The organism is Paenibacillus sp. 481, assembly GCF_021223605.1.
GTDB lineage: Bacteria > Bacillota > Bacilli > Paenibacillales > Paenibacillaceae > Paenibacillus_B.
Genome location: NZ_CP075175.1, coordinates 2,090,082 through 2,105,800, shown reverse-complemented (window position 1 = coordinate 2,105,800; position 15,719 = coordinate 2,090,082). Strand labels below are relative to the sequence as shown.

Below are 15,719 nucleotides of genomic sequence, written 5' to 3'. Positions count from 1 at the left end.
GCATAAATATAGTTAAATGTTTACGAGATATATGTAGGAGGAAGGGCAAAGAAGACATCTGCACTAAAGATCTAGGGAAGAAGTTGAGATACTAGGGATGTGCAGCGGTAAATGAGCACGGCGACTTTGTCAACCTCACGGCAATACAACAGAGAGTAAGCATCAATGGTGGTTAATCGATTTACTGACATTTTCTCGCCTGCATCATGAAAACCCCGACCACATGAGATCGGGGTTTTGGCTGCGCGATGAACAATATTATTTGGCGTTCTTATCTGGCTGATGAATGCCAAATACATTTCCTTCAGGGTCAATGTAGTACCCTTGCCATGCCATTCCGGGAAGCGCATACTTGGGTAATGCGACCTTGCCTCCAAGGCTAACAATTTGTTCTTCAGTAGTATCATAGTCACCTACTCCAATCGTACATGCATAACCATTCATAGCCTGACCTGGTTCTGGAGAGGCCCCTCGGCGCTGCATCAAAGCACCGTTGATACCCATTTCATTGGCATCGCCTGTCACAGCTCCAAAATAGGGCATTCCAGCATAAGCGCTCCAATCCTCAAATGTCCATCCAAATACCTCTCCATAAAACTTCTTGGCACGCTCCATATCGTCTACGTGAATTTCGAAGTGAACGATTCTGCCCATGATGTCCTCCTATGATTTGATTTCCTTACATGTATCTGTTCCTTTTATTATGCTTCCCTTCCTCGCTTGATTTATTTTGTTGAGTCAATTAGCAGTAGATATGACTAAATTACTTCCACTAATATCGACAGCGTGATCGTTTATATTTTTAGTTAAGCAATTCGTTCCAGCTTATGGTATCGTATTTTTATAGTGCATGTCATAATATAGGGGCTGTATGGAAATGATAGGAAATACAACAGCGAAAGAAATGACGATATTTGATCATGCTGGAAATACAATCAAGACAGAAGATCGAGAGATTCGAATTGTTGCTAAGTATGAGGAACCACTGGTGGTCGTTCTAGGAAATGTGCTCAGTGATGAGGAATGCGATGAGCTCATTGAAAATGCTAGAGAACGATTGCAACGCTCAAAAATAGGTGAAGATCGTACGGTCAATCAAATTAGAACGAGTAGCGGTGTGTTCTGTGAGGAGAATGAGACAATTACAACAATTGAGAAGCGAATCTCTCGAATTATGAACATTCCTATCGACCATGGTGATGGCTTGCAAGTTCTACAATATACCCCTGGCCAAGAGTATAAACCGCATTATGATTTCTTTGCAGAGACGAGTCGAGCAAGTGCTAACAATCGGATTAGTACGCTTGTGATGTATTTAAATGATGTGGAGGAAGGCGGAGAAACGACATTCCCCATGCTTAATCTTTCTGTTTCCCCTAATAAGGGAATGGCGGTCTATTTCGAATATTTTTACAGTAATCATGAATTAAATGAGTTAACTTTGCACGCAGGTACACCCGTGATCACAGGGGAAAAGTGGGTTGCAACGATGTGGATGAGAAGACAAACTTTTCGATAATCTTAGATGTAATCGTGTATATATATGAAATGGCGCCCCTATTTATAGAGGCGCTTTTTTTCATTTATATATCTTATACTAAACCAAATATTTATTATTTAACTAGTATGATCAATTCATTATTATCGATTTTCTTTTGAACTCTTTTTGCTAGCTCTGTATTTGTTACAGAAGAGAGAAATTCGGACGTTTTGACACAATCTCTACCTTTTAAATTGTTATGCATATCCATTGATTTATGTTCTATACCATTAAATCCATGCCAGGATTGTGCTAATTGTTGAACAATTGTTAAACCGTTATTTTCATGAGCTGTTGCAAACTTTTCCGCCAAATCTTTGCCAATAGTTACAGACATAATGGCATTCCATAAAGCATGTCTAAATGCATTACCTTTGTCTCCATCTATCCAGCCTGGGTATTGATCTCTGGTAATTTTATCGGTGTTAGTTTTTGCTAGGTTAACGATTAAAGCTTGAGCAGGATATTCAATAGCTAATGACTTCTCAGCCGCGTTTAAAGCAGCCCAGCCTGAACTAATACTGCGTAAGCTTGCGACCCCGCTACGAACCGGAAATACAATATTGGATAATTCCTCTGTACTGAGTTGAGGATTAGCTTTTTTTAATTCAATGATGTTATGAATAAATTGAATATCACTCTGAGTCATGTATGGACTCATTCTGTCAAGACTTTGAGATGAACCACTCTTGTTTTCTTCTAACAGCATTTTAATTTCATTTTTCATATGATTCAGTTCTGCAGGGGAACTCTTTTTTGAATTGGAATTAAAGCTTGCGTAAGCTGTCCCCCCATCTATAGTTCCGTATGCATTGGCGAATGAGGCTCCGGGAAGCAATAAAGAAAAAGAAAGGACAGACAAAAGCGTAGTTTTGAACAATAATGTTTTTTTCATGTTATTATCCCCTTCCATATTTTGTTTCTAGCTAATGGTATCTTACTGATGATCTTCCTTCAAGTAAAAAATTGTCAAATTATACAATGCAAACTTACTTTTTTATTTAATAGATTTGCAACTTGAAAAAACACTTTATTGCCTTATAATGGTACATATAAAGGAGGTCGGTAATGGTGGTAAATCACTTTGCCAGAACTGGCAACGACTCATGCAAAGCCTAGTATAGGGGCGATTCTTTGCGTGGGGCTGGAAACTGATCGTTAGCGTTTTCGCCCGGAAGCTGATTTCGTTTCTAATCATGGGCTTTGCACCTTATTTGCAAGATTCCACTTTTTAAAATAAGGGGCTGACAAGCATGAGTGTACCGTTTATTAGAAACCATCAGTATAATGTAGTAAAAAAGCAGGCCGATATATTGCACAATGCCTGCAATACGGTCGCCGATCCGAAAGTCGTGGAATCGGTAAGGTTGGGCGCGCACGACAAAATTGTAGAAGCGTTCCCGGATGCGACGGCGCTGCAAAAACAAGCGCTGGAGACGATTTTGGCGTTAAAAACAGCGGGAGATTTTCAGCAGTATTTGCGTTCGCTGGAGCCTTTGTTGGCGGAGTTTACGCCAGTGACGGATAAGCAGCTGAAGAAGCTCTTTCCGAAAAATAAAAAATTGAAGCTTCCCGATTTGGCTGCGATCGATTATCGTTATGTCACGTATCACGGCTGGACCGACATCGCGACGAATAAATTATTCATTGTGTATCATCTGAACGGGCAACTCGTCGGTGTCGAAGGCAGATTCACTCCAGTGAACAAAAAAGTGGTCTGTTTTTTGTGCAACCGACATACAGAGGGTGCGTTGTTCTCGGCAATTACCAAGTCGAAACCGGCTAACGCATCGCCGGATTACTATAAGGCAATCGGTAACTACATGTGCGTAAACAGCGACGCTTGCAATGCGAATATAACAGATGTAGCTCCGCTGGAAAAATTCATTCATGCCGTCATAGGATAATCGAGTTTAAGTTCGAGTTCGATATATCGCCGCGGCGCTTCGAGTAAAATGAAAGCAAAAGCATCGTTCCGCTAATATGGAACGATGCTTTTTAATTAAGATAAGATTTCAGCGTGGATGAACACACTGATACACATAAACACATCTATAGAGCCAATTTTTCATGAAAAATTCGTGTTAGGTTTAAGTAAATCTATATAAGATTTATATCCCACAATGGCTACAATTAAAGAACCAATTAAGAAAAAAATGGACCCGCCAAGAGTAAACAATCGTCCGATAAAGGTTACTCTCGCTTCTTCGATCTGTTCTTTATTGTTTTTCATTTACGTCACTCCACTTGGTTATTTATCTTATAGTATGCCCGCACGAACAATAGGTTCTTAACCGGTGCCTTGGTGGCATCTACGGTTATCGTCGATTAACCCTACATTTGCGACGGGAAACTAAGCAACGGCTTCTCTTCCCTTTTCAAGATTACGAACGGCCATGATGATTTTTGCACCGTTTGCACTTAGTATAGTCGATGCTTCAAGTCCAAGTCCGCTGTTGGCACCTGTAATTAAAATCAGTTTTCCAGCTTGATTTGTAATTTGTTCTGATTACCAACTTCCGTTCCCCATGTTATTTCCTCCTCATTTGTGGTGCTACAACTTATCTTGCGATTAGTATATAGAAAATTGAGAACAGACTGGATAATCGAATCCGTGATCGTTGTAGTTAAAATGAAGAAGATGTCGCGAAACGGTAATCGGAACAGGGAGATCGTTTGTGACGCCACCGCAAATATGAAAAAAGACACCTTCGCGGTGTCCTTTTTACGTTAGATGGTATGTATTCTTTCTCCTGTTTGCGCCGCTAGTTCAATGGCTGTTATTAGTCGGTGTAAATACGACGCATAATGGAAATCGGGGGTTTCGTGCTGATCCCACAGGATGTCACTAGCAAAAGATTGATGCGCGCGATATACATTGGTGAGAGGTGCTTCTTTCGAATCTTCCATCAGGAGGTTGAAATCATCCGGTTGGCTAGAAATAATCGTCTGTGTCGAATCGTACTTTAACAATGAGACACTCAAACCGCCGTATTGCGGATGACCAATAGATCGATTCTGGTAGAGCCGGATGACACCTTGCTCACCTTGGATTTCCAATAGGAATTGAGGATAAGCGCCTCCTTGGAGATGAATGGCGATTGGGATATGGTCATTGATTTTGCCCTGTATAACGTACTGATCCTCTATATTTTTATTCATGATCTGATCGTGATCAACGATACGAGCTTCGGTATAATGGGTGTGGTGATTGGCTTGAACCTCAGTAAACCGTCCGAATAGGAAAGTTACGATATCTAACGAATGCCCGCCATTAATGGATAACAAGGTTGCTCCGTTTGTGCGGTCAAGAATATAGCTACCGCTCGCGTCTACCCAGTTGCCTTTTGCTTGCGTTGCTACTTTCATATTTATAGACAGAACGTTTCCGATTTCGTTCTTATTGATAAGATCTTTAACTAATTTCACTTCATCTGTTTGTCGTGATTGTAGTCCAATGGCATGCCTGATCGAGGATTGACTCAATTCTCGCATGATGGAATCGATCTCGCTTGCAGTGACCGCAAGGGGCCATTCGCAATAGATATGTTTGTTGGCCTGAATGGTGTTCAGTACGACTTCATGATGGTAGGGGGCTTTAACGCTAACAATGATCATATCCACGTTCTTGGATGCAAGCATTTTTGTGTAATCGTCATAAGCTTCAATATCTCCAATTTGCTTGGCTGCTTGTTGGGCTGATTCCATATTTGTTGTCGCAACTGCCGTTATTTCATGGTGCTCACTCTTAATCAGAGCCGGAATATGTGTGGCACTAGCCCAGCGATTGCGAATGGAACCACCGACAATGCCAACTTTTATTTTTTTCATCACAAACGACCTCCCACTATTTACTAACTAGCAGTATAATATGGTCCTGACATCAAAAATAATGTATATATTTAATTGATAAATCAAAAAAAATGATAGGTTAGGGATGGTTCGACATGGATATTGAAAATATGAGGGCTTTTATGGCCGTTGCCGAACATGGGAGCATTTCATCAGCTTCGCGGGAACTGCATCAACTGCAATCCAACATGACAGCAAAAATAAAAAAAATAGAGAGTGACTTCAATACGGCGTTGTTTTATAGAAAGCCAAGAGGAATGGAGTTAAACGAAGAGGGGAAGAAGCTCTATGCTCAGTTTAAGAAGATCGTATTATTGTGGGAAGAAACGATCAGTATGATGAATGAAGAAAGTCCGGCGCTTAGGCTTGGCTTAATGGTAAGTAAACATCCTAGCAACTTCGATCACGCCATGAAAGTGCTATATGAAAAATACGATAACTTGACGGTTACGATAAAAACAGGGAGCACGCAAAAAATGGAGGAGGAACTTGCGAACGGGATCATTGATATTGGATTTTTAGTGGGGAAAACGAACGTGAAGTCGCTTCAGCATGAAAAATACGGAACTGAAAAACTAGTACTAATCGGTAAAAACTGCGATAAGCCGCTACATACAGTTCTGCAACATGAGAATCTAATTATTTCTTCTGTAAATTGCTATTATAAAAAAGTTTTCGATTTGTTGCTTGAGGAGCATCAGGTGATTCGAACCGATTTTGTTGAAATTGCGGCCTTAGAATCGATGATTAATATGTGTCAACTGGGTATGGGCGTGACTTTGATACCCGAATCAGATGTTGCTAGTTTAGGCATACATAACTATAAAGTGATCGATCATCACGATTGTGATATTGAATCATTCATCTGCTACCGCAAAAATCATAAGATCACAAGAGTTGAGCAACAATTAATGAGGATGGTTGTAACAGCGGATGAAATTGAGAAATAAATCAGTCTGATTAAAAGTTAAAGATCTAGACAGTTACGGGGCAATTTCGCAGGTGATTCAGAATTGTAACTACACCAATAGAAATTTATGTAAGATTATCTTACTATTATAGGATTCGTCCCAGCTTGCAGTACCGCGCAGGTTTTGAAACTGGATAGGCATTTAAATATATGTGAGTCTATATGAACCCCGGGTAAGCAACTGGGGTATTTTTGTGCGTAATTTCATAACAGTTCGACATTATGTACAGGGATAACTTTTGTTTTTTTTAATGGACCGATGTTTAATTATCAATGAATTAAATACATATCAAAGTTTTGTTGAGTACACCTAGTGTTTGTTCTTCTATAAAAAAGTATGGAGTAAAAGGAGGCAGTTATTAAATATTTGGTAGTTTTTATGAGTGATGCTCAGTAGTACAACATTAATAATTGAGCAGGAAGATATTTAAAGTTTATAGAAGAATATGATGACTATTACCAATTAATATGACGACATTTTAATTATTTTGCTGACATTTTTCGACAGACATAAATTTATTTTTGTATTATACTACTAAAAACATCTTAGTTGATCACTCATAAGAGAGGTGGATGACGTGTCATGGTATGCTTTGTTTTTAGAAACAGGGAAAGAAGAACAAGTGAAAAAAATGCTCGAAGACAAATTTCCAAACGAACAAATCAGGTGCTTCAATCCACAGAAAGTTGTACCGGAGAAACGACAAGGCATTATTACAGACACGACGAGATCTTTGTTTCCGGGGTATTTATTTCTCGAAGTGAACCTTACAACTAACATTTATTACAAGATTCTTGATACGCCTAAAATACGTTATATGGTAAATTCAGGTAGAGTTAAACGAGATCATAGTTTTAGTTATTTTACATCTATTTCGGAGAATGAAATTGAGTGGATCTTAAGTTTAACGGATTGCGGAGGAAAGCTTGTAAAGAGTGATGTGTTTGTACATCACGAAAAAGTAATAGTATCTTCCGGCCCGCTAATGGGATTGGAATCAAAGATAAAAAAAGTAGATAAAAGAAAACGGCGAGCGAAGTTAGAAATTTCACTCTTAGATCAAGTGTTTACGATAGATGTTGGCGTTAATATACTTAATAACCTTCCAAGCTAATTCATTTATAAAATAATCCAATGTTTACAATCGCTGTTTTGATACGTTGCAAAGTTGGAGGAACATAGCTATCTCCTGCGGTAGTGCAATGTTAGTGTTGCATGAAAGGGCGGAAGCATGCCAATTTACGGCCATTTTTGCGGCATATGCTTTCGTGAGATCAAGCGTTACTAAGATGAAAAATTTTTCTGGAAAATTCATAACGGACTACAAGACAGGGATTGGTCATAGCCCCGTCAAGTGGACAGTAAAAAAAGAGTATGTTAAGCGGCGATCAATTCCCGGCATTCTACTGGGGAGAGGTCGCCTAGTTTTTTCTGAAAGCGTTCGTGGTCGTAGTATTCGATGTAATTCATAATGAATTGGTGAGCTGTAGTGAAAGCTTTCGATTTTTCCAAATACAGTTTTTCTGTCTTCAGGTGTGAGAAGAACGATTCAACACATTATGGAATACAACAGATGGTTTAAAACCAGCGAAAGGACGCTTTTTAGGTGGCATAGAAAATCCCCTCCGGTTGACAGTGTTAAATCCATGATACCACGGACTCTTTTTTTACTGTCTACCATGAGGGGATAATACCACTATAACACGCTCGAAAACTTGTTCTTTACGTAGCAATAAATCGAATTTGTATGCATCGCAGGTCAGCTCGTATAACTAAGGGAGATAAGGACTGCGTGCAGATGCGATGATGCAGCTATTATTTCAAGTTCGGTGTACTTGCAGGAACTGTTCTAGCTTTAGTCGCTTGCTCAAAGGAATAAGCAAGGTTAAGCAGCTTTTGTTCACTGAATGCTGTACCGAAGAACGAGATACCCACCGGTACGCCTGCTTCAACTGTTCCCGCAGGTACAGTTACTTCAGGGAAGCCTGTAGCGGATGCCACATAGCTTGCTGCATAAGTATCGTATGCATTACAAACATAGCTAGAATCTTGTTTGTCAAAGCGGTTGGAAGCAGGGCAAGACATCGTTGGGAACACGATTGCGTCCAGCTTGTTAGCCTTCATAATTTTTTCAATTTCCTTACGAGTCTTTGGCATTTCTTTTTTAACGATGTTTTTGTACTCTTTGGAATAAAGCGTATCTGCTTTAGCCAATGCTGTCTTCAAGCCTTCCAAACGCGCTGGGTTAACAGGCGTCGCGGAGTTCAATACTTCAGGAGATTCGCTGATCGCGATTACCTCTTGCAGCGTTTTAGGTCCCCCCGGAGGAAGCGTGCTCAAATATTTTTCGAACTGGCTTTTGAATTCTGCACTGTCCACAGGTCCAAGAATTGGCGTCCAAAGGTAATTGGTTTGCTCAGAGAATGTAACGGGAACAACTTCTGCTCCCATGCTTTTCATTTTATCGATAGCTTGGTTCGTGATCGCATCTACTTCAGCATTGTCGCCGAAGAATTCAGTTGCTACACCGATACGGGCATTCTTCATCGAAGAACTGTTCAACGAATTAGCGTAGTCTTTCACATGGCGGTTCGCAGAGCTTGTCGCTTTATCTGCTTTGTCTCTTCCAGCCATTGCCGTAAGTACCAAGCTTGCGTCCTCAACACTACGTGCCATAGGACCTGTTACATCTAAAGAAAGGGAAGAAGGAATAACGCCACCACGGCTAGTCAATCCCATAGTTGGTCTGATACCTACTAGACCAGTAGTATTAGCTGGGCCTCTTACAGATCCGGAAGTATCTGTTCCAAGTCCGAATACAGCAAAGTTAGCTGCTACAGCAGCTGCGCTACCACTACTAGAACCGGAAGCATCGCGATCCAAGTTGTAAGGGTTAAGTGTCAATCCACCCATAGAGCTATAGCCAAGTCTGCCGTAAGAAGCAGCAAGCTCGGACATGTTTGTCTTAGCGATAACAATTGCACCAGCATCGATAAGCTTCTGTACCGTGAATGCATTCTTAGTCGGGTATTCCTCTTTCAGAGCTACAGAACCAGCTGTTGTCGGCATGCCTACCACGTCAAAATTGTCTTTAACGACAAATGGAATACCGTGAAGCTTGCTTCTTGCTCCTTTATATTTGCGTTCAGCATCAAGTGCTTTTGCTGTTTCAAGTGCTTTCTTGTTAACCGTGATAATTGAATTAATTGCAGGGCCATTTTTATCAAAAGCCTCAATACGTTTCAGGTAATATTCTACTAGTTCTTTCGATGTAGTTTGCTTTGTTCTCAAAGCGTCTGACACTTCATCGATGCTCTTCTCAAACGGGTCAAATGTACCTTTTGCTCTTTCGGCATTTGCAATATTCCACGGTAAAATCGCGGAAAATAGCAAAATAGCTAGGAAAGCTTTGAAATTCAAACTTTTTTTGCTCATGTTGTGTTGTGCCTCCTGATGTCTTTTTGATAGTTCAAATTGCTTATTTTTCTCTCCCCTTAACATTTATCGTACGATCCTCCGAAAAAATGAATAGAATCCGACAAAAGTCCTCATATTTCGCAAATCTTTCGACAATATATAACAAATTTTTATTTTTTGCCGATAATATGTAATGAGATCACTTCAATGTTTAGCAAAATGGGGGAGAAACAACTTGAGAATGAAAGTGCAGTGGAATCTAAAACTCCAACTATTGGTTACGATGGTCATTCTGGTATTATTATCGACATTATCGATGGGACTCACGATAAACCAGGAAGTCAGAAAAGATATGGAAGAGAAATTCTACGAAGCTACAAGCAAGGAAATTAAGCAAGTAAGCGGAGCTATTAACTTATATTTCACTACGGTGAATGAATCGGTTGAATATTTTGCTAAAAACAATCTCGTTAAACAGATCGACAGTTCCATTACCTCTTATGCGAATGCAGTGGGAAAAGATGGAACTATTCAGATGACTCCGGCTAAAAATGGAGGTCTAGAAGCTCAAATTTATAACTTCTTCTTGGATTATTCCAAGACACATCCAAACGTGCACTATATTTATATGGGAACGAAGGATGGTGGATACATACAGTGGCCAGACGGAACGTCCGTCGACCAATTTGACCCAAGATCTAGAGCGTGGTATACACAGGCGATAGAGAATCCCGACAAAGTCATGCGTACGGGAGCTTATGCTGCTTTAACTACTAAAGCACCGATTGTTAGCTCATCAAAATCCATTAAGGATGCCAAAGGCAACATCGTAGGTGTTCAAGGTGTAGACGTAAGCTTGGATTTCCTGACTAAGATTATCGATGAGATGAAGATCGGTAAAACAGGTTATGTCATTTTGACGGATCAGTTTGGTACGATTCTTGCAAATCCTAGAAACCCAGAAACGAACTTTAAACAGCTAAAGGATCTGGGCGTCGCACAATTTGCTGACATCGACAAGATGTCAGGCAAGAACGTGGACTTCACTTTGAATAAGGAAGAAAATACAGCGAGCATTTACATTTCACCTGAGAATGGGTGGAAATATATAGCGGTTATGGACCAGAGTGAAATAGAGGATTCGGTCAATGCGATTCAAAAACTCATTTTCCTTGTCATGGCTATTATTGCTTTGATCGCGATTGGGGCAGCCTTGTTCGTATCTAGCGCGATTACGAAGCCGATAAATGCTGCTGTTCAGTATTTGCAACAAATCGGTGGTGGTAATCTGGCGATCGATATTCCGCAATCCATGCTGAACAAGCGAAGTGAAGTAGGCACCATGGTGCGGGCAATAGACGCAATGAAACGAGATATCCAGGACTTGATCGGTGGGATTTCTAGTTCGGGGCATATCGTTTCTCAATCGGCAGTCAGCCTGAAAGACAGTATGGATCAGACGCAGAAGGCTTCGTCATTAATTACGGAGTCCATCATTCAGCTTGCCTCTGCTTCAAGCGATGAAGCGAATACCGTTACGGAGGGCTCTGAAAAAGTTGAAGAACTTGGCGGCGCGATTGATCAGGTTACGACATCTACTCAGGAAATACTAGAGATTGCTCGTCGTACAAGTGAACTGAATCGTCGCGGTATCGTTATTGTGCAGGAGTTGGTCGGAAGATTTAACAGTACGTTGCAATCTTCAGAGGATACGGCACAAGCGATTAATCAAGTGAATGCAAGCGCTGGCGAAATTAGCAGCATACTTGCTACTATTCTTGAAATTTCCGGCCAGACGAATTTGTTGGCCCTGAATGCGTCGATCGAGGCTTCAAGAGCAGGTGAATATGGACGTGGATTCTCTGTGGTAGCTGCTGAGATTCGCAAGCTCGCGGAGCAATCTGCTTCCGCTGCGAACAATATTAGCCACATTATTTCAAATGTAAATAATCAGGTGGGAGCGGCTGTTCAGGCCATCGGCACATCCCGCGAACTGTTTAAGGACCAAGAAACAGCGGTTCGAGAAACAGAATCGATCTTTAACGATATTATGGTTTCTGTGAACAGCCAAATGGATAAGACTAGCAAGGTTGACGGTCAAATCCAGATGATGGTTGAGAAGCGATATGAACTGACGGACGTCTTTACGAATATTTCAGCGATTACGGAAGAAAATGCTGCTATTACCCAAGACGTGTCGGCGGCAGCTGAGGAGCAGTTGGCTACGATTGATGATGTGGCCGTTTATCTGACGCAGCTCAAAGGACTTTCCGAGGAGCTTGAGGAAAACATTAAGAAATTTAGCATATAGACGATACGTAGTTGATACGTAGATGATACGTGAATTGTGCATCGCATTGAGCCGACTGAATATGGTCGGCTTTTTGCTTTAGCTGCTACATATCGGTAAACTATTTGCAGTGGAACGTCTGTATGATTCACATGAGGAGGCAATAAGGTTGAACATTATCGAAACAGAACGATTAATCATTCGTGAGCTAACAACTGACGATGCGGAGTTTATTGTTGAGCTTCTAAACACGCCCTCGTGGCTGCAATATATCGGCGATAAAGGCGTAAGAACGATTGCGGATGCACACGGCTACATTTTGAACGGGCCCGTTGAAATGTACGCCCGATTGGGCTTTGGTCTGTATTTGACGGAGCTGAAGGAGAATGGGACTCCTATTGGGATCTGTGGATTAATAAAGCGGGATACTCTAGACGATACGGATATTGGCTATGCGTTTCTTCCTGAATACTGGGGGCAGGGGTATGCTTATGAGGCAGGTTCTGCAACGATAGATTACGGAACAAATGTATTGGGCCTAAGTCGTATTTTAGGCATAACTTCTCCAGACAATTATCGCTCAGCGAATCTTCTGAAAAAGCTAGGGATGCAGTTTGAGGGAATGGTTAAGCTTTCGGGTGATGCAGAAGAGATAGGCTTGTATGCATTTGATGTGCAATAGGTAGGTACGTTTCGACATGAAAAAGGACACCACGCGGGTGTCTTTTTTTGCGTTGGAACGGATATGGGACTCGCCCCACATACAATCAAACCAAGCTCTTTATGTCACGTAGCATCGTGTCAGCAAAATCAGCCAACAGCTTCTTTTCCAAGCAGTCGCTACCGCCGCATGTGCGCTCATGTCCGGCATACTCCTCCAAGCACGTTTGAATGAGCTCGTGGTACTGACTTGGCAGAAACTTGAGGCCCCACTCGCCGCCCTCTTTTTTAGAACAAATTGAGCTTTCCTTTAAATAAAACAGTACTCTACACAAGTTCAACGTGATGTACATCGTATTACTCAAAATGTCCTCTGAAGCATTCTCGATATCATAAAGAATCGACGCTAAATAATATTGTCTGTCGATAGGCTTATACAGCTCGCTGAGCGGCTTGCCATATAAGGTTTGTCCGCGATAATAGGCTACTACGAGTTGGGAAGCCAAGTCGTTATCCTCGTACCCTCCGCACAAATAGTTGTCATCCGATGCGTATCTTACGCGATGGAAGTCGGAGTAATGGAACTCACACGGCGTTGGATAGACGAAAGGATCTAGGACTTTTTCCAAAATGACATGAAATTCAGGTCCTCGTGCATCCGATATTTCATCATGCAATGCCAAGGCTATTTGCGTTATATGTTTATGATTGTCCGCTGTTAAACGGTCTTTGACGACGACGATAAAATCCACATCACTTTTGTGGGGATTAAAGCAGCCCATTGATAGCGAACCATGTAAGTAAATGCCTAGCAAATTGTCTTGGAGTTCTTCATGAAACAAGGCAACAATGTGGTCTAAGTATGACTGAATGTTCAAGTCGATTCCGCCTTTGCAACGTGATATTAAATACCCACGAGTAATTGTAATCGCTTTATTTCCTACGCAAGTGTATCATGTCCATCCATTAAAAGGAATGAAATCGCACCAACTTCAAACCGGCAACATACAATAGCCTATATGTTAAAAATAACCACGGGGGGAAGACGATGATCCAAATAGCAGGTATGAGCCCAGGGCAAATCAATATGTTGCCATTAACGTTCTTTGAGAAAAATATTGTGGTAAAGAAGGCGAACAGCCCCGTACTATATCGTTATGATTCCCTTGCAGCATTAAACTTTGAGTTGAAAATGAGATCGAATATTGTGCGAGCAGCTAACGCTTTACTTGCTAGTGGCGCAGACTTTGCCACATTCCAAGAGTCTCGATGCAACGAGCAATTTTGGTTGCGCACGGAAAACGGCGGATTCCAATTGAGAAGTGATGTGCTGTCCTCTGATGGGATCGACGATATTTTTCGAAATGGAAGGCTCTATGCGTTTGAATGTGCGGAGGCTGTGGTCATCATTTTGTATAAAGCGGCTTTAGATACGCTCGGTAGAGAGAAGTTTAACACGTACTTTAACAACTTGTTCTTAATGGGTTGGAATCATGACAGCAACTTGCTGTTGAGAAGGATAAATAATAGCGAAGAGGCTTACCCGGGAGATGTACTTTATTTCGAAAATCCTGACTATGATCCTAGGACCCCAGAATGGCGGGGGGAGAATGTCATTATGATTGCGGATGACTTATATTTTGGACATGGTATAGGGATTACAACGTCGGCGGCTATTATTAATTCCCTCAATAAAGCTAGAGCACCTGGTAGCTACACTTCGGCTTATCTGAAGGATGAAGTGATTTTCGTGGACTTTGAGGAGCTTCGTAAGTTGAAGGCCAGAGGATTCTTTGTGTTATTGGATCATGGAAATGTGGTTGTGGCGAAGGTGGGTTCGACGAGTTACATTTGGAAAAAGAAGCAGGCGAGTGCATTTAGGCGGGGTTGAGTAGGTGACATTGGTTTGGCGATATCTTCGGTCAGGGACAGATTCTCATCCTTACCAACATGAAAAAGGACACCGTAGGGGTGTCTTTTTAATGAAACTCATAGTTCACACAGTGTTTTTGAACTATAGCTACTAGATCTGAAAATTGATATTTGTGGTTTACCATGTCTACTGTGAAGTCTTCAGCTTTTTGGAGATCCATTTTAAAGTGCAAGCCATTGTATCGTAAAAATATGACGAGAGCAGTAAACGCAGTACGTTTATTAGCATTTTGAAAAGGATGATTTTGACCGAGTGATTCAAACAAAGCGGCTGCTTTTTGGAAAATAGTGGGGTAATCATCGGTTCCAAAAGCTGATGATTGTGCCCGGAGAATAGCAGATTCGAGTAGACTGGGATCTTTTACTCCAATCTGCTCTCTTGGGCTGTAACGCTGAATCATAGCAACATTGATAGCAATAACTTCCTGAACGGTTAAAAATCTAGTCTGCGTCATCTATCCTTGAGACCCCGTAGTGTTTGATCGTATTCGCCTATGACGTCGGTTAAAGTATCCATAAAATCATCACTTATACCCACAGGTAAGGTTACTTTTGTTGATTTTTTAATAATAATTTCTCCAGTGGATTGATTTACAACAATGCTCACTGTATCCCCTTGTTCAAGTCCAATTTGTTTTAAAGCATCCGTCATGGTTAAACCTAAGCTGTTACCGAATTTAGTCACTCTTCGTTCCATTTCGCTCTTCCTATTCAATGAAGTTCCTCCTTTTCATAGTATTCAATTGTTATAACGATTATACATGCTGCGATTCATAATTTAACGGGAATTTTCCATAGAGCGCCAAAAACAGAATTTGCTTTGGTAGATGTCGTCAATCTGAATCCTACACACTGCCGAACAGTCACAGTTCAAGTATGAAGTCCGCATTACTCAGGCGGAGGATCGTAACCTGATTACGAATGTGACAGGGGTAACGAAAGTTACTTTTGCACCACAGCAGGGAGATACCGTGCTTCAAAGCAATCTCGTAAAAATAACTTAAAGTGACTCGGTTTAAAGAGCCTATTTTGATCTGTAAACAATTTCGAAATGGGT

17 protein-coding genes and 1 pseudogene are annotated in these 15,719 nt (G+C 41.1%); 8 read left to right on the top strand and 10 right to left on the bottom strand.

The annotated features are described in order from the left end of the window. Window positions 1-258 precede the first annotated feature (258 nt). Window positions 259-654: a VOC family protein gene (locus KIK04_RS08995; RefSeq protein ID WP_232277927.1), complete on the bottom strand. Its 396-nt coding sequence runs from the start codon at window positions 652-654 to the stop codon at window positions 259-261. 223 nt (window positions 655-877) lie between these two features. On the opposite strand from KIK04_RS08995, the gene KIK04_RS08990 reads away from it, so the two are divergent. Continuing rightward, window positions 878-1,519 carry a 2OG-Fe(II) oxygenase gene (locus KIK04_RS08990; protein WP_232277926.1) on the top strand — a complete coding sequence of 214 codons (642 nt, stop codon included), beginning with the start codon at window positions 878-880 and terminating at the stop codon, window positions 1,517-1,519. A 94-nt stretch (window positions 1,520-1,613) separates the two neighbouring features. Here the strand turns inward: KIK04_RS08990 and KIK04_RS08985 are convergent, their stop codons facing one another. Beyond that, a complete protein-coding gene (locus tag KIK04_RS08985) occupies window positions 1,614-2,435 on the bottom strand; it encodes a DUF6973 domain-containing protein (protein ID WP_232277925.1) in 822 nt (273 codons plus the stop codon). A gap of 358 nt (window positions 2,436-2,793) precedes the next feature. Here KIK04_RS08985 and KIK04_RS08980 point away from each other — a divergent pair, with 358 nt between their 5' ends. Further along, a complete protein-coding gene (locus KIK04_RS08980; protein ID WP_232277924.1) occupies window positions 2,794-3,447 on the top strand; it encodes a FusB/FusC family EF-G-binding protein in 654 nt (217 codons plus the stop codon). Window positions 3,448-3,608: 161 nt separating this feature from the next. Here the strand turns inward: KIK04_RS08980 and KIK04_RS08975 are convergent, their stop codons facing one another. The 3 genes from KIK04_RS08975 to KIK04_RS08965 all read right to left on the bottom strand — a co-directional run bounded on the left by KIK04_RS08975 (window position 3,609) and on the right by KIK04_RS08965 (window position 5,371). Beyond that, complete coding sequence (locus KIK04_RS08975) at window positions 3,609-3,773, bottom strand: hypothetical protein (RefSeq protein ID WP_232277923.1); 165 nt, start codon at window positions 3,771-3,773, stop codon at window positions 3,609-3,611. 120 nt (window positions 3,774-3,893) lie between these two features. Then, a complete protein-coding gene (locus KIK04_RS24190) occupies window positions 3,894-4,010 on the bottom strand; it encodes a hypothetical protein (protein ID WP_269671028.1) in 117 nt (38 codons plus the stop codon). A 260-nt stretch (window positions 4,011-4,270) separates the two neighbouring features. Continuing rightward, on the bottom strand, window positions 4,271-5,371 hold the full coding sequence (locus KIK04_RS08965; RefSeq protein WP_232277922.1) for a Gfo/Idh/MocA family protein: 1,101 nt from the start codon (window positions 5,369-5,371) through the stop codon (window positions 4,271-4,273). 116 nt (window positions 5,372-5,487) lie between these two features. On the opposite strand from KIK04_RS08965, the gene KIK04_RS08960 reads away from it, so the two are divergent. Continuing rightward, on the top strand, window positions 5,488-6,342 hold the full coding sequence (locus KIK04_RS08960) for a LysR family transcriptional regulator (protein WP_232277921.1): 855 nt from the start codon (window positions 5,488-5,490) through the stop codon (window positions 6,340-6,342). A gap of 598 nt (window positions 6,343-6,940) precedes the next feature. Further along, window positions 6,941-7,477 (top strand): antiterminator LoaP, encoded by a 537-nt coding sequence (gene loaP / locus KIK04_RS08955; protein WP_232277920.1) that lies wholly within the window; start codon window positions 6,941-6,943, stop codon window positions 7,475-7,477. Between the two features lie 263 nt (window positions 7,478-7,740). Here loaP and KIK04_RS24410 read toward each other — a convergent pair. Further along, window positions 7,741-7,920: pseudogene (locus KIK04_RS24410) on the bottom strand (IS3 family transposase); the annotation flags it as partial. A 258-nt stretch (window positions 7,921-8,178) separates the two neighbouring features. Then, window positions 8,179-9,798, bottom strand: a complete 1,620-nt coding sequence (locus KIK04_RS08950) for an amidase family protein (protein ID WP_232277919.1) — start codon at window positions 9,796-9,798, stop codon at window positions 8,179-8,181. A gap of 189 nt (window positions 9,799-9,987) precedes the next feature. Here KIK04_RS08950 and KIK04_RS08945 point away from each other — a divergent pair, with 189 nt between their 5' ends. The 3 genes from KIK04_RS08945 (at window position 9,988) to KIK04_RS08935 (ending at window position 12,752) form a co-directional block, all read left to right on the top strand. Then, window positions 9,988-10,173, top strand: coding sequence for a hypothetical protein (locus KIK04_RS08945; protein ID WP_232277918.1), 186 nt, complete (start codon window positions 9,988-9,990; stop codon window positions 10,171-10,173). Further along, window positions 10,133-12,091 carry a methyl-accepting chemotaxis protein gene (locus KIK04_RS08940; RefSeq protein ID WP_232277917.1) on the top strand — a complete coding sequence of 653 codons (1,959 nt, stop codon included), beginning with the start codon at window positions 10,133-10,135 and terminating at the stop codon, window positions 12,089-12,091. Before KIK04_RS08945 ends, KIK04_RS08940 begins: the two co-directional genes overlap by 41 nt. Before the next feature lie 148 nt (window positions 12,092-12,239). Further along, a complete protein-coding gene (locus KIK04_RS08935) occupies window positions 12,240-12,752 on the top strand; it encodes a GNAT family N-acetyltransferase (RefSeq protein ID WP_232277916.1) in 513 nt (170 codons plus the stop codon). Between the two features lie 85 nt (window positions 12,753-12,837). Here the strand turns inward: KIK04_RS08935 and KIK04_RS08930 are convergent, their stop codons facing one another. Beyond that, window positions 12,838-13,608 carry an aminoglycoside adenylyltransferase domain-containing protein gene (locus KIK04_RS08930; protein ID WP_232277915.1) on the bottom strand — a complete coding sequence of 257 codons (771 nt, stop codon included), beginning with the start codon at window positions 13,606-13,608 and terminating at the stop codon, window positions 12,838-12,840. A gap of 170 nt (window positions 13,609-13,778) precedes the next feature. Here KIK04_RS08930 and KIK04_RS08925 point away from each other — a divergent pair, with 170 nt between their 5' ends. Beyond that, window positions 13,779-14,621 carry a protein-glutamine gamma-glutamyltransferase gene (locus tag KIK04_RS08925; RefSeq protein ID WP_232277914.1) on the top strand — a complete coding sequence of 281 codons (843 nt, stop codon included), beginning with the start codon at window positions 13,779-13,781 and terminating at the stop codon, window positions 14,619-14,621. A gap of 88 nt (window positions 14,622-14,709) precedes the next feature. Here the strand turns inward: KIK04_RS08925 and KIK04_RS08920 are convergent, their stop codons facing one another. Together KIK04_RS08920 and KIK04_RS08915 are read right to left on the bottom strand one after the other, a co-directional pair. Further along, window positions 14,710-15,117, bottom strand: a complete 408-nt coding sequence (locus KIK04_RS08920) for a type II toxin-antitoxin system death-on-curing family toxin (protein ID WP_232277913.1) — start codon at window positions 15,115-15,117, stop codon at window positions 14,710-14,712. Beyond that, window positions 15,114-15,359, bottom strand: a complete 246-nt coding sequence (locus tag KIK04_RS08915) for an AbrB/MazE/SpoVT family DNA-binding domain-containing protein (RefSeq protein WP_232277912.1) — start codon at window positions 15,357-15,359, stop codon at window positions 15,114-15,116. Before KIK04_RS08915 ends, KIK04_RS08920 begins: the two co-directional genes overlap by 4 nt. Between the last annotated feature and the right edge of the window lie 360 nt (window positions 15,360-15,719).